A 22,464-nucleotide genomic window follows, 5' to 3' on the forward strand; every position below is an offset into this window, starting at 1 on the left:
GCTCAGCGCCGGCCGGCGGGCTGCGCCACCCGGGCGAGCCGGTCGTGGTAGAAGGCCGGCTCCGCGCCGGGGCGCCACGGCAGGGCCGCGACCAGCACGATCAGGGCGAGGGCCAGCGAGTTCTCCATGAGCGCGCCGAACAGGCCGTCCTGGTAGTGGGACACCTCGGGCAGTTGGTGCTCGTACGGCCAGATCGGTGAGATCAGGAACAGCAGGTAGAGCCCGAGCGCGCCGACGCCGTGCCGGAGCCCGGTCAGGGTCGGGTACCAGATCGGCGGTCGCAGCGCCGGCACCCCGGTGGCCGGCGGCGTGCCGGTGGCCCGGGGCAGCACGCCGCGGCTGGCTTCGCGGCGGCGTACGGCGGCGTCAGCCAGCACGATGATCGCCGGGATGACCCAGACCAGGTGGTGCGACCACGAGATCGGGCTGACCACGTTGGCGGTGAGCCCGACCAGCGTGAACGCGGTGAGCTCGTCGCCGTCGGCGCGGGCACTGGCCGCCCGGGACAGCCCGAGCGCGAGCATGAGCACCGCGAAGGCCAGCCACAGCAGGCCGGGCGTCTCGATCGAGTCGTAGAGCCGGGCCAGCAGGCCGGCGAGGGACTGGTTGGCGGTCATGTCCGCAGCGCCGACCCGCTCGGTCTGCCAGAGCACGTCGGTGAAGTACGTGCGCGACTCCGCGCCGACCAGGCCGAAGGTCGCGAGGGTCACGCCGATGGTGGTGGCGACGGCGGTCAGCGCGGCCCGCCACTGCCGGGTGATCACGAGGTAGGCCAGGAACAGCGCCGGGGTGAGCTTGACCGCGGTGGCCAGCCCGATGCCGACCCCGGCCCAGGTGCCGCTGTAGACGAACCGGGCCAGCGCCGAGTCGGCGGTGTCGTGGTGGGTGCCGCGCCGGGCCCGCCAGCGCAGGCCGACGAGGTCCGCCATGATCAGCGCGAAGAGCAGCAGGTTGACCTGGCCGTAGCCGAGGGTTTCCCGGGACGGCTCGATGGCGACGGCCAGCGGGGTGGCGATGCCGACGGTGAACCAGAGCGACCAGCCCAGCCGGTCGACGATGGGGCGCAGCAGCGCGGCCAGCACGACGGCGAGCGCCGCGATGCTGGCCAGGGCGTTGAGCCCGCCCGCGGCGTCGACCGGCAGCCAGGACATCGGCAGCATGGCCAGGGCGGCGAACGGCGGGTAGGTGAAGCCCAGGGTGGTGGAGGGGGCGATGAAGTCGTACAGCTCGTTGCCGCTCGCCCACCACACCACGGCGCCGTGGTAGATCTTCATGTCGAAGAAGTTGTACGGCCGCCCGAAGGCGCCGATGGCGAGCCAGGCGGCGTAGGCGACGGCGGCCACGATGCCGGTCCGCACGACGGTCCGGCCGTCGATCCCGCGCGTGACGCGCTGGAGGGGAGCGAGGCGGTCCATCCGTCTACCGACTGTCGTCGGCATGGCGTGGCCACCCCCGTACCAAGGTCGTCCTGCCCGTCCAGGTCCAGCACGGAGCCTAGAACGGCGCCTCACGTCAGTGCCTCCCGCGTTATGCGACCGTGTCCGATCCCACACGTGTTTTTGACATTTCCACCGCGTTAACGGGTCTCGGACGGTTCAGGTGATTAGCGGCCTTGCGGGGGGTGGCGGCCGTATTGATGCAGGTCAGCCGGGGATTCGACGGGCGGTGGCCGCCGAGCGTACGGCGATCCTCGCCTCCCGGCGGGCGGTCCGGACCGCGCGCTTCACCGAGCGGCGCGAGTGGTTGATCCGGTGGCCGGTGCGCCAGCGCAGCCCCGGCTTGCCCTCGGTGTCCGCGGCGGCGAGGAGGAGACCGCCGAAGAGTCCGAGGTTCTTCAGGAAGTGGATCTGGTTGTTGTTCCGCGCGGCCGGGTCCTCGGTGTTCCAGAAGGGATGGCCGGCGGCGGTGGTCGGCACCAGGGTGGCGGCGAGGACGAGTGCGGCCGGCCGGGTGAACCTGCCGGTCGCCAGCATGAGCCCGCCGACCAGCTGGGTGGCCGCGTTGGCCCGGACCAGCGTCGCGGTGTCGGTGGGGATGCGGGGGTTGATGTTCTGGAGCAGCGGCGTGACCTTCTCGGTGATCGGCTGCGCGGCCGGGACCAGCCGTCCCGGGTTCCGCAGGTTGCGGGCGCCGCTGACCACGAAGATGCCGCTCAACATGACGCGGGCGAGGGAGCGCACGGGCTTCATGGCTCAGTCATACCCCGTTGCGGCCCCCGCCACCCCCGCAACACTCGAAAGGGATCGGCCGACGTGGACGTCCGGAGCGTACCGATTTCAGCGACCGTCGCAGATGGACCGGCTCCGGGCGGTAAGGTCGCGCGGGTGACGACGCTGCGACTCCGACCCGAGGACCCGGCGGACGAGGAGCCGGTCGCCCGGGTGCTGGCCGCCGCGTTCGCCCGGCCCGACGTGGCCACCCCGCCCGAGGTGGAGCTTGTCGAGGACCTGCGGCGCAGCGACGCCTGGATCCCGGAGCTGGCCATGGTCGCCGAGTACGGCGGCGAGGTGGTGGGTTACGCGCTGCTCACCCGGGTGCGGGTGCGCACCGACGGTGGCGCCTGGCCGGCGCTGGCGCTCGGCCCGGTGGCGGTCGCCCCGCACCGGCAGCGGATCGGGCACGGCGCGGCGGCGGTGCAGGCCGCTCTCGACGCCGCGACCGAGCTGGGCGAGCGGCTGGTGGTGGTGCTGGGCGACCCGGGGTACTACCGGCGGTTCGGGTTCGGCCGCGCGGACCGGCTGGGGTTGACCAGCCCGTGGTCGGGGCTGGGTGAGCCGTGGCAGGCGCTGGTGCTGCCGCCGTCCACCAGCGACGAGCCGCCGCCCCCGACCGGCGAGGTGGTCTTCCCGCCGCCCTGGTCGAAGGTCTGAGCCGCGGTCAGGCCGGCTGGGTGCGCAGGTAGCGGCCGAAGTGCGGGACGGTGAAGGCGACCGTGCCCCGCTCGCCCGAGTAGATGAGGCCCTTCTTGATCAGCGCGTCCCGGGCCGGCGAGAGGCTGGCCGGCTTGCGACCGAGCGCCCGCGCGATCTCCGCGGTGGGCACCGCCGCGTCCATGTCGTCGCGGCCGCCCTCCTCGCCGTCGACCAGCGCGAGCGTCGCCATGGCGCGCATGTACTCGCGCTCGGCCGGGGTGGCCCGCTCGAACCGCGAGCCGAAGAAGCCCACCGCCAGCTCCGCCTCCGCCTCGGGCGCGGCGACCCGGACGTCCGCGGCGGTGATCGGCGACCGGGGCGCGTGGTCCCAGGTGGCCTTCCCGTACGCCTGGACGAAGTACGGGTAGCCGCCGGACTTCTCGTAGAGCAGGTCGAGGGCCTTCTGCTCGTACTCGACCTCCTCCCGCTCGGCCGGGGCGCAGAGCGCCTGGTCGGCGGCGATCCGGTCCAGCCGGTCGATCCGCTGGTAGCGGAAGAGCCGCTCGGAGTACGACTTCGCGGCGCTGAGCACGGCCGGCAGGTGCGGCAGCCCGGCGCCGACCACGATCAGCGGCGCGCCGAGCTGGGACAGCTCGTGGCAGGCGGCGCAGAGCGCGGAGACGTCCTCCGCGCCGAGGTCCTGCATCTCGTCGATGAAGATCGCGATGCCGGTGCCCACGTCGGTGGCCACCGCGGCGGCGTCGGTGAGCAGCTCGACCAGGTCGATCTCGATGTCGCCGGAGTCGGCCCGGCCGCTGCTGGCCGGCACGTCGATGCCGGGCTGCCAGCGGTCGCGCAGCTTCGGGGCGGCCCCGCCGCGCCCGGCCGGGGCGGCGCGCTGGGCGAACGCCTTCAGCACGCCGAGGAAGGCGTCGATCCGGTCGGGCGCGCGGTGTCGGGGGGCCAGCTCGCGGACCGCCATGTGCAGGGCGGCGGCGACCGGCCGGCGCAGTGACTGGTCCGGCCGGGCCTCGATCTTGCCGGTGCCCCAGAGGTGGTTGATGGCCTGCGAGCGGAGCGTGTTCAGCAGGACCGTCTTGCCCACGCCGCGCAGCCCGGTCAGCATGAGGCTGCGTTCCGGCCGGCCGCGGGCGATCCGCTCCAGCACCACGTCGAAGACGTCCAGCTCCCGCCCCCGCCCGGCGAGTTCGGGCGGGCGCTGGCCGGCGCCGGGGGCGTAGGGGTTGCGGACCGGATCCACGAATCGCACAGTATCGGGCCGTCTAGCGGCGGGGCTAGACATGCGTAGATGCGGCTACCGCGTGTCGGCCCGTCGAGACAAAACTAGGGCTGTCTAGCGTCCACGCTAGACAGCCCTAGTTTTGACTACCGTGGCCCTACCGTCGCTTCAGGCAGAGCACGAAGTCGAGGGTGTCGAGCCGGCTGTCGAAGAAGTACCAGTCGGTGTAGCCCTCGACCTTGGCGCACTTCGACTCGGCGTCCTTCTTGCCGCTGGTCGACCCGTCGATGCGGCGCAGCACCTGGTAGGTCTTCGGCGCGCAGTCGGTGATCACCAGCTTCGGCTCGGCGGAGCCGCCCTCGTTGGCGACGCACTGGCCCGCCTTCACGAAGCGCGGGTCCGTCGAGGAGGCCGGGGCCGGCGGGGTGGTGGGCGCACCGGCCGGATCGCTCGCGGCCCCGGTCGGGGCGGCCGGCGGCGCGGAGGGGGACGCCGTCCCGCCCTCGCCCGCGTCGTCCCGGCCGAGCAACCAGTAGGCTCCCGCCCCGCCCAGCAGCAGCACCGCCAGCACGACCAGGACCACCAGCAGCGGCCCCCGGCCACGCTTCGGCGGCGCCGGCTCGGCGTACGGCGGCTGGCCGCCGTAGCCCGGGTCGGCCGGGTAACCCTGGTAGGGCGGCGCGGCCGGCGGCGGGCCGGCGTTCCAGGCGGGGCCTGGGTCGTAGCGCGGGGCCGACTGGTCGTAGCGCTGGGCGGGCGGCTCGTAGTGCCGGGTCGGCGGCTCCTCCCAGCCGCCCGGCTGCCCGCCGTACCCCGGGTCGTAGCGGGGATCGGCCGGCGGAGCGTACCCGTCGTCGGGGCGCCGTCCACCCCACGGCTCGGGGGAGCCGCCGCCCGGTGGTCCGAAGTTCGACATGAACGCCCTCCTGGGTACGCCAGTGCTGAGAGGCCGGCCACCATCAGGGGACGCCGACGCCGTGGTCACCGTAGCGTGGTCCACCGATGAGCTCACGCCCCACGAGTGCGACGCCCGCCGTCGACCACGCCGCCAACCCGGCCCGTCCCGCCCTGATCTGGACCGCGCTGGTCCTGGTCTACGTGCTCTGGGGCTCGACCTACCTGGGCATCCGGGTCGCCGTCGAATCCCTGCCGCCGCTCACCTCCGCCGCCATGCGGTTCGCCGCGGCCGCGGCGGTGCTCGCCCTGGTGCTGCGGCTGCGCCGCGGTCCGGGGGCGCTCCGCGTCGACCGGCGGCAGCTCGGCTCGGCCGCGCTGGTCGGCGTGCTGCTGCTGGCCGGCGGCAACGGCCTCGTGGTGCTCGCCGAGTCCGGCCCGGAGGGGACCGCGGTGCCCTCCGGCATCGCCGCGCTGCTGGTGGCCACCGTCCCGCTCCTCGTGGTGCTGCTGCGGACCGTCGGCGGGGACCGCCCCCGGCCGTGGACCTTCGCCGGCGTCGCCGTCGGCTTCGTCGGTCTCGTGCTGCTCGTCCTGCCCAGCGGCGGGTCGGGGAGCGTACCGATGGTCGGCGCGCTGACCGTCGTGGCCGGCGCGGTCAGCTGGTCGGTCGGCTCCTACCTCTCCGGGCGGATGCGGATGCCGGACGACCCGTTCGTGGCCACCGTCTACGAGATGGTCGCCGGCGCGGTGGCCCTGGCCGTGATCGCCGCCGTCCGGGGGGAGCTGCGGGGCTTCTCCCCGGGCGAGGTGACCGGCCGCTCGTGGGCCGCGCTGGCGTACCTCATGGTGGCCGGCTCGCTGGTCGCCTTCACCGCGTACGTCTGGCTGCTGGCCCACGCCCCGATCTCCCTGGTTTCCACCTACGCGTACGTGAACCCGGCGGTCGCGGTGGCGCTCGGCGCGCTGTTCGTCGCCGAGCCGGTGACCGCGCAGGTGCTGCTCGGCGGCGCGGTGATCGTGGTCGGCGTCGCCGTGGTGGTGAGCACCGAGCGTCCGCGCCGGTCGGCGGCACCACCCGTCGACGGGGCGGCCCCGGAGCCGGCCCGCCGGTAACGTTCCGGCCCGTGTCGGCCGGGCTGGTGGCGGGTGTCGCGCTCCTCGGCGCGCTCGCCGGCCGGGCCGCCGTGCCGCTCGCCCGCCGCTTCGCCGGCCCGCGAGGTTCGACCGGCCGTCGCGACGCGCCCTCCGATGCCTGGCTAAGCCGCCGCGGAAACCGGCTCCGCGCGACGCTGGCCGGGGCGACGGTGTTCGGCGGCCTCGCCGCCGCGCGCGGCGGTGATCCGGCCCTGCCCGCGTTCCTGGTGATGGCGGCGCCCGGGCTGGCACTCGCCCTCGTGGACCTCGCCTGCCTGCGGCTGCCCGACCGGCTGGTGGCCGCCACCGCGGGCGCGGGTGCGACCGGTCTGGTCGGGGCGGCGCTGCTCGGCGGCACGCCGGGTCGCCTGCTGGTCGCCCTGGCCGGCGCGGCGCTCTCCTGCGCCGGTTACGTGCTGCTCGCCCTGCTTCCCCGCTCGCGGCTCGGCTTCGGCGACGTCAAGCTCGCCGCCGCGCTCGGCCTGCCGCTCGGCTGGCTCGGCTGGCCGGCCCTGGGCCTCGGCCTGCTCCTCCCGCACCTGCTGAACGGGGTGATCGTCCTCGCCCTGCTCACCGCCCGCCGGGTCCGCCGGGACACCCCCGTTCCGTTCGGCCCGGCCATCCTCGCCGGCGCGTGGCTGGCGGTCCTGCTCGCCTGACCCGGGCCCGGCTGTGCCGAGTTGCCGCCACCCAGCCGGTGTCAACCGCTCAGATCAGCCGGAGCTGGCGGTCCCTGGGGCGGCGGGGTTCGGTGTCGCCGAAGCGCTCGAACAGGCCCGGGTCGATCACGTCGAGGAACGGGGTGGGGCGGCACTCGCGCTCCGACCCGTGCCGCGTACGCCGGGCCGCGTGGCTCACGTAGAGCCGGTCCTGCGCCCGGGTCAGCCCCACGAAGAAGAGCCGCCGCTCCTCGGCAACCGCGTCGTCGTCCGGCTCCCGGCCGGGCCAGCGCAGCGGCAGCAGCCCGTCCTCGGCGCCGACCAGGAAGACCACCGGGAACTCCAGCCCCTTCGCCGCGTGCAGGGTGAGCAGGGTGACCGCCTCGGCACGCGGGTCGAGGGCGTCCACCTCCGCCCCGGTGGCGAGCTGGGCGAGGAACAGCTCCAGGTCGTCGCCGCAGCGCCGGGCCAGCGGGGTGAGCAGGTCGACCGCGGTGCGGACGTCCTCGGGGCGTACCGCGCCGGAGCCGTCGAGGGTCGGCACGGCGAAGCGCTCCGCCAGGACCTGGCCGGCCAGCCGTACCCGGGCGGTGAGGGAACCGTCGAGCCCGGCGTGCCGCAGCTCGCGGGCGATGGCGGTCACGCCCGGCCGGTCACGCAGGCGGTCGTGCGAGCGCTTCTGCACGGGAATGTTCGCCCGGGCCAGCGCGTCCACGATCGGCGCGGCCTGCGCGTCGGTGCGGTAGAGCACCGCGATGTCGGAGAACGACAGCGAGGTGGCCCGCCCGTCGATCCGGCCCGAGTCGAGCGAACGGTGGGAGAGGCCGCCGACCAGGTCGTCGATGGTGCGTACCAGGAAGTCGGCCTCGTCCGCGACGGAGGTCGCGGCGTAGCGACCGACCAGCGGGGCCTCCGGGTCGAGCCGGGCCGGGTCGAGCCGGCGGCCACGGACCAGCGACGACGGCGCGATGGCCTGCACGGCGGCGGCCAGGATCGGCGCCGACGAGCGGTAGTTGCGGTTCAGCCGGACCAGCCGGGCGTCGGTGAAGTCCTGGGAGAAGCGCAGGAAGTAGCCGACGTCCGCGCCCCGGAACGAGTAGATCGCCTGGTCGGGGTCCCCGATCGCGCAGAGGTTGCCGTCGGCGGGGCTGAGCAGCCGGAGCAGGTCGTACTGGACGGCGTCGACGTCCTGGTACTCGTCGACGAAGATCCACTTCCAGCGCTCGCGGTACTCCCGGACCAGCTTCTTGTCGCCCCTCAGCAGCGCCACCGGCAGGGTGAGCAGCTCGTCCAGGTCGACCAGGTCCCGCTTGCGCAGCAGCCCGGCGTACCGCTCGTCGTCCTCGCCGGCCTCCGCGCGGGCGGCGGCCCGGTCGGCGTCGTCGGCGATCCGGAAGTCCGCCGGCAGTCCCGCGGCCGGCGCGTTCTCCCGCAGGATGGTGAGGCCCAGCGAGTGGAAGGTGCCGACCGTGACGTCCTCCGCCACCGGGCCGAGCAACCCGTCCAGCCGGTGCCGCAACTCCTCGGCCGCGCGCCGGGTGAAGGTGATCGCCAGGCACTGTTCCGGGAAGACGTTCAGCTCCGCGCAGAGGTACGCGATCCGGTGGGTGAGCGTCCGCGTCTTGCCCGTGCCCGGGCCGGCCACGATGAGCAGCGGGCCGCCCGGCGCCGAGGCGGCCACCCGCTGCATCGCGTCGAGCCGGTCCAGCAGCCCGGTGCCGACCTCCTCCATCCCGGCGAGCATCGGCTCGAACGGCTCGTGGGGGGAGGGCGCCGGCGCGATCGGTGGCGGGGGCGGCGGGGCGGGCTTGCGCTTCGGCTCCGCCTTGGCCGCCGCCGGGCGCCGGGCCCTGGGCTTCGCCGCCGGCTCCGCGGGCTTCCGCTGCGCGGGCACGGGCACGGGTACGTCGAAGAGCGTGTCCTGGCCGGCGCCCCCGGTCGGCGACCCCAGCTCGGCCGGGTCGAACAGCGTGATCACCCCGTACTCGCCGTCGTAGCCGGGGACCCGGCGCACGTCGCCGCGGCGCAGCCGGCCGATGCCCTCGGCGAGCAGTTCACCGCCGACCCGGCCGATCTCGTCCAGCGGGGTACGGGTGAGGATGTCCAGCTCCGGGCCCAGCGCGGCGATCAGCTCGTGGAGCTTCCCCTCGACCTTCTTGGAGCGCGCGCCGACCTTGTTCAGCTCACCGAGGATCTCGGCCAGCGGCACCATGTGGGTCACCTCGCGGGCGTGGGCCGGCCGGTGCCCCTCGGGCCGGTCGGCCAGCTCCGCCACCCGGCTCAGCACGCCCACCGTCAGCGGCTTCCCGCACTCCGGGCAGCGCCCGCCGGCCTCCCGGGTGCGCTCCGGGGACCAGTTCACGCCGCAGAGCCGGTGCCCGTCGGCGTGGTACTTGCCCTCCTCCGGGAAGAACTCGATGGTGCCGGCCAGCCCGTCGCCGGTGCGCAGCGCCTCGCGGATGGCGAAGTAGTCCCGCGCCGAGTCGAGCACGGTGGCCTCCCGGGCCAGCGCGGGCGGCGAGTGGGCGTCCGAATTCGACACCAGCTGGTAGCGGTCCAGGCTGCCGACCCGCCAGTTCATCTCCGGGTCGGAGGAGAGGCCGGTCTCCACGGCGAAGATGTGCTCGGCCAGGTCGGCGTAGCAGTCGGCGATGGCGTCGAAGCCGGACTTCGAGCCGAGCGCGGAGAACCAGGGCGTCCAGATGTGCGCCGGCACCAGGTAGCCGTCCGGGCTGGCCTCCAGCGTGATCTCCAGCAGGTCGCGGGAGTCCAGCCCGAGGATCGGCCGGCCGTCCGAGCCCAGGTTGCCGATCCGCCCCAGCGCCGCGTTGAACCGGGCCACCGCGTCCAGGTCCGGCAGGTAGATGAGGTGGTGCACCTTCCGGGTCCGGTCGTCCCGCTTGTAGATCGTGGAGATCTCCACGCTGAGCATGAACCGGACCGGGTCCGCCTCCGCCGCACTGGCCAGCCGGGGCGGCAACCGCCGGGCGATGTCCCGCTCCGCCTCCGGGCTCAGCCGGTACAGGCCGGGCTCGGCCGGGTGGAGGGTCTCGCGCAGGTGGTCGTACCAGGCGGGGTGGGTGAAGTCGCCGGTGCCGAGGACGCCGATGCCCTTGCGTCGGGCCCACCAGCCGAGGTTCGGCAGGGTCAGGTCACGGCTGCACGCGCGCGAGTACTTCGAGTGGATGTGCAGGTCCGCGACGAACGACGGGGGGCCACCGGGGGGTGCGGCGTTGAACGGAGGCACGCCGCATCCTGTCACGCCCGGTCCTCCGGCCGCCCGCCGCCACGCGTACGCGTGACCTGAGCAATGCGGTGCTGGACCGGGCGGCCCGGACGCGCTATGGGGCGCGCAGCTCGACGAGGGTCACCTGCGGCGGCGCGCCCACCCGGACCGGCGGGCCCCAGAAGCCGGCGCCGTTGGTGACGTAGACCTTGGTGCCGTCCACCTCGCCCAGGCCGGAGACGACCGGCTGCTGGAGCTTCACCAGCAGGTTGAACGGTGCCATCTGGCCGCCGTGGGTGTGCCCGGACAGTTGGAGGTCCACGCCGAACTTCGCCGCCTCGTGCGCGGCCACCGGCTGGTGGGCCAGCAGCACCACGGGGCGGGACGGGTCCCGGTCGCCGAGGGCGGCGGCGTAGTCGGCCGGGGCGGCCAGCCCGGTGCCGGCGGCCGTGACGTCGTTGACGCCGGCCAGGTCGAGCACGCCGCCCCGCGCCCGGATCTCCTGGCGCTCGTTCTGGAGCACCCGCAGGCCGAGCCGGTCCACCTCGCGCACCCACTCCTCCACACCGGAGTAGTACTCGTGGTTGCCGGTGACGAAGAAGCTGCCGTAACGCGAGCGCAGGTCGCGCAGCGGCTCCGCGGCCGGGCCCAGCTCGGCCACCGAGCCGTCGACCAGGTCACCGACGACGGCCACCAGGTCGGCGTCGAGCCGGTTGATCATCGCGACGATCCGCTCGGTGTGCGCCCGGCCGCGCAGCGGCCCGAGGTGGATGTCCGAGACGGTCGCGATGCGCAGCCCGTCCATGGCGCGGGGCAGCTTGGCCAGCGGGATCTGCACCCGGTCCAGCCGGGGCGGTCCCATGGCGGTGCGTACCCCGTACCCGGTGACGCTCGCGGCGGTGAGCCCGGCGAAGATGGCGGCCCCCCGGGCCAGCAGCAACCGGCGGGACGGGTCGTGGTCCGGCGCGGCGGCCGGGGTGTCGGTGCCGGGCGGCGGATCGCCCGGACCGCCGGCCGAGGGGGCGCCTTCGCCGGCCGGCGCCTCCGGCGGCCCGGCCGGCGGGTCCGCGAGCGCGACGGGCGCCGCCGACGCGCGGCCGGCCGGCACCGGGTCCTGCCCGACGGCGGTGTCCCCCCGACCGGCGGTGGATCCGGCCGTGAACAGCGCCGGCTCGGAAGCGGTGGCGGCGGCGCGCTCGCGGCGGCGCAGCACGAGCTTCACGACCGCCGTGGGCACCTCCAGGACCAGCAGCAGTACCAGCAGGTAGAACATCAGGGCCAGCCAGAGATAGCCGGGCCACGCCAGCCACTGCGCGCCGCTGCGGGTGCCCGCCATGGTGGCCGGCACCAGCAGCGCCAGCAGCAGCGCGACCACCCCGCCGGCCTTGCGCACGCGGCCCGGACGGGTGGTGTCCCGCACCAGCCGCTTCCACAGGTAGAGGTGGATCAGGGCGGTGACGAGCACGGCGAAGCCCACGAACGACGCCATCGCCAACACGGGAGCCTCCCTCAGCCGCCCGCGAAGGGCGGCAGCACGTCGACCGTCGCCCCGGCCGGCAGCGGTGCCTGACGATCATGGCAGGCCACCCCGTCGACCAGGAAACTCGCCGCCTTCAGCACCACGGCCAGCCGCTCGCCGTGCCGCTCGGTCAGCTCGTCGAGGAGCGCGTCGAGCGACCGGCCGGCGGCCGCGGTCTCCTCGGCGCGCCCGGCCGCGGCCCGCGCGCCGGCGAAGTAGCGGACGGTGAGCTGCACCGGTCAGCCTCCGATCGCCGACATGGGGCGGGCGGGTTGCAGGAAGGTGGGGTCGTCGATGCCGTGCCCGGCCCGCTTGCCCCACATCGCGGCACGCCAGCGCCGGGCCAGCTCCTCGTCGTCCGCCCCGGCGCGCAGGGCGCCGCGCAGGTCGGACTCCTCGGTGGCGAAGAGGCAGTTGCGGACCTGACCGTCGGCGGTGAGCCGGGTCCGGTCGCAGTCGCCGCAGAACGGGCGGGTCACGCTCGCGATCACGCCGACCCGGGCCGGGCCGCCGTCCACCAGCCAGGTCTCGGCCGGGGCCGCCCCACGCTCGCCCGGGTCGGCGGTCAACGCGAACTCGGCGCGCAGCGCGGCGAGGATCTCGTCGGCGACGACCATGGTCGACCGGTCCCAGCCGTGCTGGGCGTCCAGCGGCATCTGCTCGATGAACCGCAGCTCGTAGCCGTGAGCCAGGGCGAAGCGGAGCAGCGCGGGCGCCTCGTCGTCGTTGACGCCGCGCATCAGCACGGCGTTGATCTTCACGGGGGTCAGCCCGGCCGCCGCCGCGCCGGCCAGCCCGGCCAGCACGTCGGCGTGCCGGTCCCGACGGGTCAGGTCGGCGAACCGCGCGCGGTCCAGGGTGTCCAGCGAGACGTTGACCCGGTCCAGCCCGGCGGCGCGCAGGGTGGGCGCGAGGCGGTCCAGGCCGATGCCGTTGGTGGTCAGCGAGATGCGCGGGCGCGGCTCGAACGCGGCCACCGCCGACACGATGCGGGCCAGGCCGGGCCGGATCAGCGGCTCGCCGCCGGTGAAGCGCACCTCGGTGACGCCGAGCCGCTGCACGGCCACCCCGATCAACCGGACGATCTCGTCGTCGTCGAGCAGCTGCGGCCCGGCCAGCCAGGGCAGCCCCTCGGCGGGCATGCAGTAGGTGCAGCGCAGGTTGCACTTGTCGGTCAGCGAGACCCGGAGGTCCCGGGCGATCCGGCCGTAGCGGTCGACGAGGACCCCGTCGGTCGTCGTCGGGGCGGCGGTCACCCGTCGACCGTAGCGCGTCCGGCGCCGCGCAGTGCGGCGCGGGCGACGGAGTCCACCGCTGCCCGGTACGCGGCGCCGAACAGCGCGGTGTGCACCAGCAGCAGGTGGAGCTGGTGCAGCGGCACCCGCTCCCGCCAGCCGTCGGCCAGCGGCCACGCCTCCCGGTAGGCGGCCGTGATCCGGTCGAGGTGCGGCGGGCCGCCGAAGAGGGCGAGCTGGGCCAGGTCGGTCTCGCGGTGGCCGCCGTGCGCGGCGGGGTCCACCAGCCAGACCCGGTCGTCGATGCCCCACAGGAGGTTGCCGGGCCAGAGGTCGCCGTGGATCCGCGCCGGCGGCTCGTCGCCGCCGAACTCGGCGATCCGGTCGACCAGCTCCTCGACCGGGCCGGCCTCCGCCGTGGTGAGGGCGCCGTTGTCGACCGACATCCGCAGGTAGGGCAGCAGCCGTCGCCGCGCGAACCACGCCGACCACGGGCCCGGGTCGGGCGCGTTGTCCTGCGGCAGCGCGCCGATGAACCCGGGCCACTCGGCGCCGAAGGCGGGGGCGCCGGCCCGGTGCAGCCCGGCCAGCTCCCGGCCGAACAGCTCGGCCGCCTCCGGCGTCGGCTCGCCGGGCTCGACCCAGTCGAGCGCCAGCAACTCGGGCAGCGCCACCACCACGTCCGGTACGGCGACCGTGCCGGCCTCGCGCAGCCAGCGCAGCCCGGCCGCCTCGGCGGTGAAGAAGCCCTCGGGCGCGGCCCGTTCCGCGTGCTCGGGCCAGGTCTTGGCGAAGACCGAATGCCCGTCGTCCAGGGTGAGCCGGGACGCGGCGCAGATGTCCCCGCCGGAGACCGGCGTCTCCCGGATCCGCTGGTGGGTCAGGAAGGTCGGCAGGTGCTCCGGGTGTGCCCGCAGGTACGCCAGGTCCATGAGCGCAACGTAGCCGGTCGGCGCGGCCGGCGGGGGCCGTGCACGGCTCAGCGGTGTGCCGTTCCTCGCCCACCTGGCCCGATACTCTCCGTGTCTGTGGACAACCCGCGTGTCGTCCACAGGGCCTGTCGGGCCGACGCCCGTGCGCCGCACGCTCCCGGCATGAACTCCACGGAGCGCCCCCGCCTCGCCGTCCGCTCGCCCGCCGACCTCGTGGCCGCCGTGCCGTACCTGCTCGGCTTCCATCCCGCCGACAGCGTCGTGGTGGTGGCGGTGCGCGGCCGGCGGGTCGTCTTCGCGGCGCGGGGCGACCTGCCCGAGCCGGGCAGCGATCCGCGTCCGGCCGCGCGGCACCTGGCCGAGGTGGTGGCCCGCCAGGGCGCCGACGCCGCCACCGTGCTCGGCTACGGCCCGGCCTCCCGGGTCACCGGGGCTGTCGACGCGGTCGGCGAGGCCCTGGACCGGGCCGGGCTCGTGGTCCTCGACGCGCTCCGGGTGACCGAGGGGCGCTGGTGGTCCTACCTCTGCGCCGAGCCGGCCTGCTGCCCGCCCGAGGGCACCCCCTACGACCCGGCGGCCAGCCCGGTCAGCGCGGCGGCCGTGTTCGCCGGTCAGGTCGCCCTCCCCGACCGTGCCGCGCTGGCCGCGCAGGTCGCCCCGATCGGCGGGCCGGTGCGGGTGGCCATGTGCCGTGCTACCACCCGGGCCCGCGGCCGGCTGGCCGGGCTCGCCGGAGGCCCTGCGGTCACGTCCGCGGGGGTGGCGGCGGTGCGCGACGCGTTCCGGCGGCACCGGCGCGGCGAGCGCCTGGGCGACGACGAGGTGGCTTGGTTGACCGTCCTCCTCACCCACCTTCCGGTCCGTGACCACGCCTGGTCCCGCACCGACGGCCGGGACGCCGACATCGGCCTCTGGACCGACGTGCTGCGCCGGGCCGAGCCGGAGCTGATCGCCGCCCCGGGTTGCCTCCTGGCCTTCGCCGCGTGGCGAGCCGGGCACGGCGCCCTGGCGGCGGTCGCCCTGGAACGGGTGCTCGCCGCACATCCGCGCTACCCGCTCGCCGTGCTCCTCGACGACGCGCTCCGGCGCGGGATGTCCCCGTCCGAGCTGGACGGCTGGCCGGCGACCGCCGGCACGGTGCTGCGCCGCCGGCGGCGCCGTCCCCGCCGGTGACCGGCTCAGCCGGGCACGCGCTGGGCGCCGGTGTAGACGTTCATGGTCCCGCCGCGCAGGAAGCCGACAAGCGTCATCCCGGCCTCCTCGGCCAGGTCGGCGGCGAGCGTGCTGGGCGCGGAGACCGCGGCGAGCAGCGGGACGCCGGCCATCCACGCCTTCTGGGTCAGTTCGAAGCTCGCCCGGCCGGACACCAGCAGCACGTGCCCGGCCAGCGGCAGCCGGCGTTCCCGGACGGCCCAGCCGACCACCTTGTCCACCGCGTTGTGCCGGCCGACGTCCTCGCGCAGCACCACCAGCTCACCGCCGGCGGTGAAGAGGCCGGCCGCGTGCAGACCGCCGGTGCGGTCGAAGGCGCGCTGGGCGGCGCGCAGCCGGTCGGGCAGCCCGGCGAGCAGCTCGGCGGTCACCGCCAGCGGGTCCTCGCGGACGGCGAACTGCGAGCGGGTCCGGACGGAGTCGATGCTCGCCTTGCCGCAGACCCCGCACGAGCTGGTGGTGTAGAAGTTCCGGGCCGGGTCGGTGACGGGCTCCGGCACGCCGGGGGCCAGCACCACGTCGACCACGTTGTAGGTGTTGGGGGTCTCCGCCCCGGCGCAGAGCTGCGCGGTGCGGACGTCGTCGGTCGACCGGATCAGCCCCTCCGTGAGCAGGAAGCCGATCGCCAGGTCCAGGTCGTCGCCGGGGGTGCGCATGGTCACCGCGAGCGGCTTGCGCCGGCCGGGGCCTGGCCCGCCGACCCGGATCTCCAGCGGTTCCTCCACCGCCAGGCTGTCCTGTCGGCGGATCCGCGCCCGCCCGTCGGCCGCCGCGTCGAGGTCGATCCGGAGCACGCCCCGCCGGTCAGTCGCCCGTCCCATGCCGCCCATCCTGCCCCGCGCCCCGGCCCACCCGCACGGCGACGCCGCCGCGGTTACCGTGGGCCGGTGACGGCGTACGCGGCGGTGGTGCTCTCGGGCGGCGCGGCCCGCCGGATGGGCGGGGTGGACAAGCCGGCCCGGCCGGTCGGCGGCCGGCCCATGCTGCACCGGGTGCTGGCGGCGGTGGCCGACGCGGGCGAGCGGATCGTGGTCGGCCCGGCCGGCCCGGTGCCCGAGGGGGTGCGGGTGACCCGCGAGGAGCCGCCCGGCGGCGGCCCGGTGGCCGGGACCGCGGCGGGATTGGCCCTGCTCGACCCCGGCACCACCACCGTCGCCCTGCTCGCGGCGGACCTGCCGCTGCTCACGCCCGCGGCGGTGGCCGAGCTGCGGGGCGCCCTCGACGGCTCGGCCGCCGGGATGGCGTGCTACGTCGACGACGGCGGGCGCCGGCAGCAGCTCTGCGCGGTGTGGCGGGTGAGCGCGCTCCGGGCCGCACTGGACCGGCTCGCCGCCGAGCGCGGCGGCACGGTCGACGGGGCGCCGGTGCGCGGCCTGCTGACCGGCACGACCGTGCGGGAGGTGTCCTGGTCCTGGTCCGGGCCGCCGCCGTGGTTCGACTGCGACACTGACGAGGACGTACGGCGGGCCGAGGAGTGGACGCGATGACGGTGATGGACGACTGGGTCACGGCGGCCTGTGCCGAGCTGGGGCTGGACCCGGCCGAGGTGCCGGTGCCGACAGTGCTCGACCTGGCGAAGGACGTGGCGCACCAGGTGCTGCGGCCGGGGGCGCCGGTCACCGCGTACCTGCTGGGGGTGGCCGTGGGCCGCGGCGCGGACCCGGCCGCGGCGGCCGCCCGGCTCGGCGCGCTGGCCGGCGCGTGGCCCGTGGAGCTGGACGGGACCGCCCCCGCCGACTAGTGCCTCCGGCCCGCTGTCCGATGCCGGTCGGGGTGATTGGGCCCCCGTCGTCCGTGGGTAGGGTGGCGAGGACGGACGGAGGCGATCATGACGGCAGACCACCCCTCGGCGCCGGCTGGTGAGCCCGCCGGCGCGACGCCGGAGCAGCAGGAGTCGATCCTGCTGGACGAGCCCACCACGGCCGACCTGCGGGCCAAGGTGACCGAGGCCTGGCGGGAGTTCGCCCGCGCGCTGGCCGACCGGCTGCGCCGGCTGCCCGCCGGCGCGCACCTGGAGGTCACCCTCGACCCGACCGCCTCCGGCACCGGTGACGCCGTCTACTCGGTGAGCGTGGACGCGGGCGAGGAGGGCCGCCTCTCGGCGCGGGCGGTCGGCAACGCGACCCTGCCGCAGGGCTACCGGCTGGACCGGGCCGCGGTGGCCGACATGATCGCGCTCGGCTGGTCCCCGCCCGGCGTGGTGGCGGGCTCCGGTGAGCAGTTCGGCCTGGACTGTCTCGCCGACGAGGCGACGCGGTTGTCCGCCGTGCTGTCCCGGACGCTCCGCGACGTCTACGGCGCCCCGCACCCCGCCTTCCTGGTCTACCTGGTGCACGACGCCGAGGGGGAGCCGCTGCCGGAGGAGCCGCTCGGCACGGCGCGCAGCGAGTTCGGCCCGGACCGCGACGTGGAGGCCGACCTCGACGAGGCGCTGGCTGCCGCGGCATCCGCGCAGGCGGGCGAGAACGACGTGCTGGCCCTGGAGGAGCGGGTCCGCACGGTCGTCTCCACGATGCTGAAGTCCAAGGCCGACCAGGTGCAGGTCGACTCGGACGGCGACATCAACATCCGCGCCGGCTCGGCGATGGTCTTCGTGCGGGTCCGCGACAATCCGCCCCTGGTCGACGTTTTCTCCCCGGTGCTCACCGAGGTCGAGCCGACCGAGCGTCTCTACGTGAAGCTCTCCGAGCTGACCAACCGGATGCCGATCGGCCGGCTCTACTGCGCCGACGACACCGTGTGGGCCTCGATCCCGGTGTTCGGCCGGAACTTCCAGGCCACCCACCTGATGCTCGCCGTGCAGGTGATGACCGGGCTGGCCGACGAGCTGGACGACCGGTTGCACGGGGAGTTCGGCGGCAAGCGCTTCTTCGGCGAGGGGGACAAGCCGGCCCGCAGCCAGGAGCACCGCACCGGCATGTACCTCTGACGGCGGCGGCACGGCCCGGCGGCGTCAGCGCACGTCGAGGAGGGTCTTGCCGACCGTGGCGCGGGCCTGGATGGCGGCGTGCGCGTCGGCGGCCCGCTCCAGCGGGAACCGCTGCCCGATGAGCGGCCGGAGCCGGCCGGCGGCCCCCTCGGCGAGCGCCTGTTCGGTGAGGGCGCGCAGCTCGTCGGGGGTGGCGCGCGGGCGGAGCACGGTCACCCCGTGGGCGGCGGCCTCCGTCTCCGGCACGTCCGCCCAGGCGCCGCCGGCCAGCCCGAAGCTGACCATCCGCCCGTCCCGGTCGAGCAGGTCGAAGGCCGCCCGGGCGAGCGAGCCGCCCACCCCGTCGAAGACCACGTCCACCCCGCCGACGGCCGCCCGGACCCGGTCGGTCCAGTCCGGCTCCCGGTAGTCGACCGCCGCGTCGAGACCGCGCTCGCGGAGCAGGGCGACCTTGCGGGGCCCGCCGGCCGCCGCGACCACCCGGGCGCCGGCCGCGGTGGCGAGTTGGGTGAGCAGGCCGCCCACCCCACCGGCCGCCGCCTCGACCAGCACCCGCTCGCCGGGCCGCAGCGCGGCCGCCCGGGCCAGCATGAGCGCGGTCCGGCCGTCGGCGAGCAGCGCCACGGCCGCGTCCAGCGGCAGCCCGTCCGGTACGGGGAGCGGCGCACCCTGGTCCACCGCCACGCGCTCGGCGTACCCGCCGGTGCCGCCGGTGGTGCTGACCACCCGCCGGCCGATGAGCGCCGGATCGGCGTCGGGGCCCACCGCGGTGATCGTCCCGCCGACGCCGTTGCCCGGGATCACCGGCAGCGTCGCGGCGAACGGGCCGAACCCGGTCGCCCGGAACATCGTCTCGACGAAGGTGATGTTCGCGTGCGCCACCTCGACGAGCACCTGTCCCGGGCCGGGCTCCGGATCCGGCGCCGGTCCGGGGACCAGCACCTCCGGCCCGCCGAACTCCCGTAGCCACACCGCCCGCACGTCGCCTCCCGTTTGCCGCCCCGGTACGTCCGGTCCCAGTTGACGACCTGAAGTGCGGTTCAGGTCAAGCGGAGGAGGGGCCGACGCCGGGGGACTCGACCAGCCGGGAGAGGACGATGGTGCTGCGGGACGAGGTGACGAAGGACTCTGCCCGCAGCCGTTCCAGCGCCTCCTCCAGGTGCGCGATGTCGGCGGCCCGCAGGTGTACGAGGGCGTCCGCCTCGCCGGAGACCGTGTACGCGCCGACCACCTCGGGATGCCTCCGGGCGGCGGCGCCGATCTGGGCGGGGGTGGTCCGGCCGGCGCAGAACAGCTCGACGAACGCCTCGGTGGTCCAGCCGACGGCGGCCGGGTCAACGACCGCGGTGAAGCCCCGGATGACCCCCGCGGATCGGAGTCGGTCGACCCGGCGCTTGACGGCGGGGGCGGAGAGTGACACCCGCGTGCCGATGTCCGCGTACGAGGCGCGAGCATCCGCCACGAGCAACGCAATGATTCGCTGGTCGACCGCGTCTATCTGCAACGTTCCGCCTCTGGGAAGCAATGGTTGTGGCTGTTACCAAAGTTGTACCGTACCTACTCTTGGTGACCGTGAACCAGCAGCGAGTCCCGCGAAAGCGGACATATCTCATGTGCTCGCCCGAGCACTTCGCGGTCGAGTACGCGATCAACCCGTGGATGGATGTGACCGCCCCGGTCGACGCCGAGCTGGCGGTCAAGCAGTGGGACCGCCTGCGCGAGACCCTGGTCGGCCTCGGCCACGAGGTGCACCTGCTCACCCCGGGGCGCGGGCTGCCGGACATGGTGTTCGCCGCCAACGGCGCGTTCGTGGTGGACGGCACGGTCTACGGCGCGCAGTTCAAGCACGAGCAGCGGGCCGCCGAGGCCGCCGCGCACCGGGCGTTCTACGAGGAGAACGGCTGGCGGTTCATCGCGCCGAGCGAGACCAACGAGGGCGAGGGTGACTTCGCCTACCTGCCGGAGGCGCACGGCGGGCTGATCCTCGCCGGCCACGGGTTCCGCACCGAGCTGGCCGCGCACGCCGAGGCGCAGGAGGCGCTCCACCGGCCGGTGGTCTCGCTGCGCCTGGTCGATCCGCGCTTCTACCACCTGGACGTGGCGCTCGCCTCGATCGACGACGAGAACATCGTCTACTACCCGGGCGCCTTCTCGGCGGCCAGCCAGAAGGTGCTCACCCAGCTCTTCCCCGACGCGGTGGTCGCGGACGACGAGGACGCCCTGGCCTTCGGCCTCAATCTGGTCAGCGACGGGCTCAACGTGGTGTTGAACAGCGAGGCGACCCGGCTGGCCGGCAAGCTCAAGGCGGCCGGCTACCACCCGGTCCCGGTCGAGCTGGCCGAGCTGAAGAAGGGCGGCGGCAGCGTGAAGTGCTGCATCGCCGAGCTGCGCCACTGAACGTACGGGAACGGGCGGTCTCCCCGAGGGGGGAGGCCGCCCGTTCCCGTACGGGGGGTGGATCAGCCGAGCGTCGCCAGCTCGTTGATCACGACGTTGGCGAGCATCCGGCCGTCGAGCTGGACCCGGCGCAGGTACCACTTCTGCTGCGGGGTGCGCGACTGGTTGAACTGCCAGGCGCCGCGCGGGCTGTCGATCTGGCCGATCTTGCCGAGCGCCAGGTTGACCTGCTGCGGCGTCGGGTTGTCACCGACGAGCCGGATCGCCTTGTCCAGCACCTGGGCGGCGTCGTAGGAGGCCATCGCGTAGGTGGTGGGTGAGACGTTGTAGGTCTTGCGGTACGCCGAGGCGAACACCCGGTTGGCGGTGTTGTTCAGGTCGGCCGAGTAGTTCAGCGCGGTCTCGATGCCGTACCTCTCGATCAGCCCCCGCTCCTCGCCCTTCTCGCCGTCGTCGAGCTGGCCGAGCACCGTGCCCTCGGTGAGGAAGCCGGGCGCGTAGACGGGGCCCCGGTAGCCCGCGGCGTAGAGCTGCTTGACGAACTGCACCGCCTGCGCCCCGGAGTAGTGGCAGAAGACCGCGTCGGGCGCGGGCCGCCGGTCCAGGGCCTTGTTGATCGAGCCCGTGTAGGCGCCCTTGCCGGGGTTGGGGTAGTCCGGGGTGAGGATCGGGTCGTCGGCCAGCCGGCGGCCGCCCTGCTCGTAGCCGCGCCGGAGGCCGTCGATGACGTCCCGGCTGCTCTGTCCCTGGGTGCCGAAGATGGCGATCCGGCTGGACGCGTCCAGCTTGTCGCGCAGGTACTGCCCGAGCGCCTCGCCCGGCTCGTTCAGCACGTAGGAGGTCCGCCAGATGTAGACGACGCTCTGCAGGCTGATGGGGGAGGCGTTGGAGCCGATCAGCGGCATCCGCGCCTGCTCCACGGCGTCCCGGATGCCCAGCATCACGGCGGAACTGACCACGCCGGTGAGCGCAAGCACGCCCTCCTTGACCAGCCGGTCGACGGCGGCCTGGCCGGTCTTGGCGGTGTCGCCCTCCTCGGCCGGCACCAGCGTCACCGGGTGGCCGCCGAGTTGCCCCTCGTTGAGGGTGAGGAACATCTGGAAGCCGTTGGTGATCTCGTCCCCGATGACCTTGTTCGGGCCACTGCCCGGGACGATCAGACCGATCTTGATCGGGCTGCCGGGCTTCGCCTCGTCGGCGGTGTCGGTTCCGGAGCCACAGCCCGCCGCCAGCCCGGTGGTACCCAGTGCGGCCAGCAGTTGTAGCGCCCGCCTGCGGTTCATCTGTGACACCGATTTCCTTCCCGATGGAGCGGCCAGGGTGCAACGCCCCCTCGGCGTTCTACCTGCTCGGCGACGCTGCGTCAATGCCCGGAAGATCATCGTGAAGCGACCGCAACGCGTCGACCACCCGCGGCCAGGCCGCCGAGTCCGGCGCGATCAGCCCGAAATGCTCGCAATTGGGCAGCTCTATGAGCGTGGCCGGACCGCCCGCGGCCTGTGCGGCCGCCACCCAGGACCGGCTGATGGCGATCGGGACCTGCCGGTCGAGAAGTCCATGCATGACTACTGTACGTGTTCGTATCGGCACCAACGCCGATGGATCCGCCGCCGCGTACCGGTCCGGGACATCGGCCGGGCCGCCGCCGAGCAGCGCGGCCACCGCGCCGGAGTCCAGATCCAGCCGGTACGCCTCGGCGAGGTCCGCGACCGGCGCCAGCGCCAGCACACCGCCGACCGTGGCCGGGGCGTGCGCGGCGACGTACAGCGCCAGGTGCCCGCCGGCCGAGTGGCCCACGACGATCGGTGGGGCGGGTGCCACCACGCCGGGCAGCGCGGCCGCGGCCAACCCGGGCAGCGCCGCCACCCCGGCCAGCACGTCGGTGAGCGTGTGGGGCCAGCCCCCGCCCGGCTGGCCGGTGCGCCGGTACTCGACCTGGGCGACCGGGTGGCCGAGCGCGGCCAGCGCCGCCGCCATCGGGCCGGTGTGGGTGCGGTCGTACTCCGCCCGCCAGAAACCGCCGTGCACCACGACCACCAGCCGGCGGGGCGGCCCGTCGCCGGCCGGCCGGCGCAGGTCGGCGCACTGGTCCGGGTGGTCGCCGTAGGCGACGGTGGCGTCCGGCGGCGGGGCCGGCCGGGTCAGTACGGCGCGCGGGTCTGCGGGCATGACGGCGACGGTAGCGCGCCCGGGCCGGGTGGTACCCGGCGCGGCAGCCGGACCGGGCGCGTG

Annotated in this window: 22 protein-coding genes; 8 read left to right on the plus strand and 14 right to left on the minus strand. The window is 75.1% G+C overall.

The annotated features are described in order from the left end of the window. Window positions 1-2: 2 nt before the first annotated feature. Window positions 3-1,439, minus strand: a complete 1,437-nt coding sequence (locus tag ACZ6PY_RS26670; RefSeq protein WP_466076695.1) for a glycosyltransferase 87 family protein — start codon at window positions 1,437-1,439, stop codon at window positions 3-5. 204 nt (window positions 1,440-1,643) lie between these two features. Beyond that, window positions 1,644-2,189 carry a DoxX family protein gene (locus ACZ6PY_RS26675; RefSeq protein ID WP_466076698.1) on the minus strand — a complete coding sequence of 182 codons (546 nt, stop codon included), beginning with the start codon at window positions 2,187-2,189 and terminating at the stop codon, window positions 1,644-1,646. Window positions 2,190-2,324: 135 nt separating this feature from the next. On the opposite strand from ACZ6PY_RS26675, the gene ACZ6PY_RS26680 reads away from it, so the two are divergent. Next, the gene (locus ACZ6PY_RS26680) at window positions 2,325-2,870 is read left to right on the plus strand and encodes a GNAT family N-acetyltransferase (protein WP_466076701.1); all 546 of its coding nucleotides are present in this window, start codon (window positions 2,325-2,327) and stop codon (window positions 2,868-2,870) included. 7 nt (window positions 2,871-2,877) lie between these two features. Here the strand turns inward: ACZ6PY_RS26680 and ACZ6PY_RS26685 are convergent, their stop codons facing one another. Then, window positions 2,878-4,113, minus strand: a complete 1,236-nt coding sequence (locus ACZ6PY_RS26685; protein WP_262285047.1) for an ATP-binding protein — start codon at window positions 4,111-4,113, stop codon at window positions 2,878-2,880. A 136-nt stretch (window positions 4,114-4,249) separates the two neighbouring features. Next, window positions 4,250-5,008, minus strand: coding sequence for an LppU/SCO3897 family protein (locus ACZ6PY_RS26690; protein WP_466076705.1), 759 nt, complete (start codon window positions 5,006-5,008; stop codon window positions 4,250-4,252). Between the two features lie 86 nt (window positions 5,009-5,094). On the opposite strand from ACZ6PY_RS26690, the gene ACZ6PY_RS26695 reads away from it, so the two are divergent. Together ACZ6PY_RS26695 and ACZ6PY_RS26700 are read left to right on the plus strand one after the other, a co-directional pair. Then, on the plus strand, window positions 5,095-6,102 hold the full coding sequence (locus ACZ6PY_RS26695) for an EamA family transporter (protein ID WP_466076708.1): 1,008 nt from the start codon (window positions 5,095-5,097) through the stop codon (window positions 6,100-6,102). Window positions 6,103-6,113: 11 nt separating this feature from the next. Then, window positions 6,114-6,782: a prepilin peptidase gene (locus ACZ6PY_RS26700; RefSeq protein ID WP_466076711.1), complete on the plus strand. Its 669-nt coding sequence runs from the start codon at window positions 6,114-6,116 to the stop codon at window positions 6,780-6,782. 49 nt (window positions 6,783-6,831) lie between these two features. On the opposite strand, the gene ACZ6PY_RS26705 is transcribed toward ACZ6PY_RS26700, so the two are convergent. The 5 genes from ACZ6PY_RS26705 to ACZ6PY_RS26725 all read right to left on the minus strand — a co-directional run bounded on the left by ACZ6PY_RS26705 (window position 6,832) and on the right by ACZ6PY_RS26725 (window position 13,694). Further along, on the minus strand, window positions 6,832-10,029 hold the full coding sequence (locus ACZ6PY_RS26705) for a UvrD-helicase domain-containing protein (RefSeq protein ID WP_466076714.1): 3,198 nt from the start codon (window positions 10,027-10,029) through the stop codon (window positions 6,832-6,834). Between the two features lie 94 nt (window positions 10,030-10,123). Then, the gene (locus tag ACZ6PY_RS26710) at window positions 10,124-11,497 is read right to left on the minus strand and encodes a metallophosphoesterase (protein ID WP_466077090.1); all 1,374 of its coding nucleotides are present in this window, start codon (window positions 11,495-11,497) and stop codon (window positions 10,124-10,126) included. Between the two features lie 20 nt (window positions 11,498-11,517). Further along, window positions 11,518-11,763: a MoaD/ThiS family protein gene (locus ACZ6PY_RS26715; RefSeq protein WP_466076717.1), complete on the minus strand. Its 246-nt coding sequence runs from the start codon at window positions 11,761-11,763 to the stop codon at window positions 11,518-11,520. A gap of 3 nt (window positions 11,764-11,766) precedes the next feature. After that, window positions 11,767-12,783, minus strand: coding sequence for a GTP 3',8-cyclase MoaA (gene moaA, locus ACZ6PY_RS26720; RefSeq protein ID WP_466076720.1), 1,017 nt, complete (start codon window positions 12,781-12,783; stop codon window positions 11,767-11,769). Continuing rightward, window positions 12,780-13,694, minus strand: coding sequence for a fructosamine kinase family protein (locus ACZ6PY_RS26725; RefSeq protein ID WP_466076723.1), 915 nt, complete (start codon window positions 13,692-13,694; stop codon window positions 12,780-12,782). The genes moaA and ACZ6PY_RS26725 overlap by 4 nt, the downstream gene beginning before the upstream one ends. A gap of 162 nt (window positions 13,695-13,856) precedes the next feature. On the opposite strand from ACZ6PY_RS26725, the gene ACZ6PY_RS26730 reads away from it, so the two are divergent. Next, window positions 13,857-14,867 (plus strand): DUF4192 domain-containing protein, encoded by a 1,011-nt coding sequence (locus tag ACZ6PY_RS26730; RefSeq protein ID WP_466076726.1) that lies wholly within the window; start codon window positions 13,857-13,859, stop codon window positions 14,865-14,867. 5 nt (window positions 14,868-14,872) lie between these two features. On the opposite strand, the gene fdhD is transcribed toward ACZ6PY_RS26730, so the two are convergent. Then, a complete protein-coding gene (gene fdhD / locus ACZ6PY_RS26735) occupies window positions 14,873-15,727 on the minus strand; it encodes a formate dehydrogenase accessory sulfurtransferase FdhD (protein WP_466076729.1) in 855 nt (284 codons plus the stop codon). Between the two features lie 66 nt (window positions 15,728-15,793). On the opposite strand from fdhD, the gene mobA reads away from it, so the two are divergent. The 3 genes from mobA to ACZ6PY_RS26750 all read left to right on the plus strand — a co-directional run bounded on the left by mobA (window position 15,794) and on the right by ACZ6PY_RS26750 (window position 17,835). Beyond that, entirely contained in the window at window positions 15,794-16,393 is a 600-nt protein-coding gene (mobA, locus tag ACZ6PY_RS26740; protein ID WP_466076732.1) for a molybdenum cofactor guanylyltransferase, read from the plus strand. Beyond that, on the plus strand, window positions 16,390-16,647 hold the full coding sequence (locus ACZ6PY_RS26745; RefSeq protein WP_466076735.1) for a DUF6457 domain-containing protein: 258 nt from the start codon (window positions 16,390-16,392) through the stop codon (window positions 16,645-16,647). The genes mobA and ACZ6PY_RS26745 overlap by 4 nt, the downstream gene beginning before the upstream one ends. Window positions 16,648-16,734: 87 nt before the next feature. Beyond that, a complete protein-coding gene (locus ACZ6PY_RS26750; RefSeq protein ID WP_466076738.1) occupies window positions 16,735-17,835 on the plus strand; it encodes a T3SS (YopN, CesT) and YbjN peptide-binding chaperone 1 in 1,101 nt (366 codons plus the stop codon). Between the two features lie 24 nt (window positions 17,836-17,859). Here ACZ6PY_RS26750 and ACZ6PY_RS26755 read toward each other — a convergent pair whose 3' ends face one another. Together ACZ6PY_RS26755 and ACZ6PY_RS26760 are read right to left on the minus strand one after the other, a co-directional pair. Then, complete coding sequence (locus ACZ6PY_RS26755; protein ID WP_466076743.1) at window positions 17,860-18,816, minus strand: zinc-binding dehydrogenase; 957 nt, start codon at window positions 18,814-18,816, stop codon at window positions 17,860-17,862. Between the two features lie 64 nt (window positions 18,817-18,880). Next, window positions 18,881-19,339 carry an Lrp/AsnC family transcriptional regulator gene (locus tag ACZ6PY_RS26760; protein ID WP_091265141.1) on the minus strand — a complete coding sequence of 153 codons (459 nt, stop codon included), beginning with the start codon at window positions 19,337-19,339 and terminating at the stop codon, window positions 18,881-18,883. Between the two features lie 59 nt (window positions 19,340-19,398). Between ACZ6PY_RS26760 and ddaH the strand changes: the two genes are divergently transcribed. After that, complete coding sequence (gene ddaH / locus ACZ6PY_RS26765) at window positions 19,399-20,232, plus strand: dimethylargininase (protein WP_466076754.1); 834 nt, start codon at window positions 19,399-19,401, stop codon at window positions 20,230-20,232. Window positions 20,233-20,294: 62 nt separating this feature from the next. Here ddaH and ACZ6PY_RS26770 read toward each other — a convergent pair whose 3' ends face one another. Together ACZ6PY_RS26770 and ACZ6PY_RS26775 are read right to left on the minus strand one after the other, a co-directional pair. Then, window positions 20,295-21,524 carry an ABC transporter substrate-binding protein gene (locus ACZ6PY_RS26770; RefSeq protein ID WP_466076756.1) on the minus strand — a complete coding sequence of 410 codons (1,230 nt, stop codon included), beginning with the start codon at window positions 21,522-21,524 and terminating at the stop codon, window positions 20,295-20,297. Window positions 21,525-21,573: 49 nt separating this feature from the next. Beyond that, entirely contained in the window at window positions 21,574-22,401 is an 828-nt protein-coding gene (locus tag ACZ6PY_RS26775; protein WP_466076759.1) for an alpha/beta hydrolase family protein, read from the minus strand. Between the last annotated feature and the right edge of the window lie 63 nt (window positions 22,402-22,464).

The organism is Micromonospora sp. NPDC048907 (assembly GCF_055586885.1).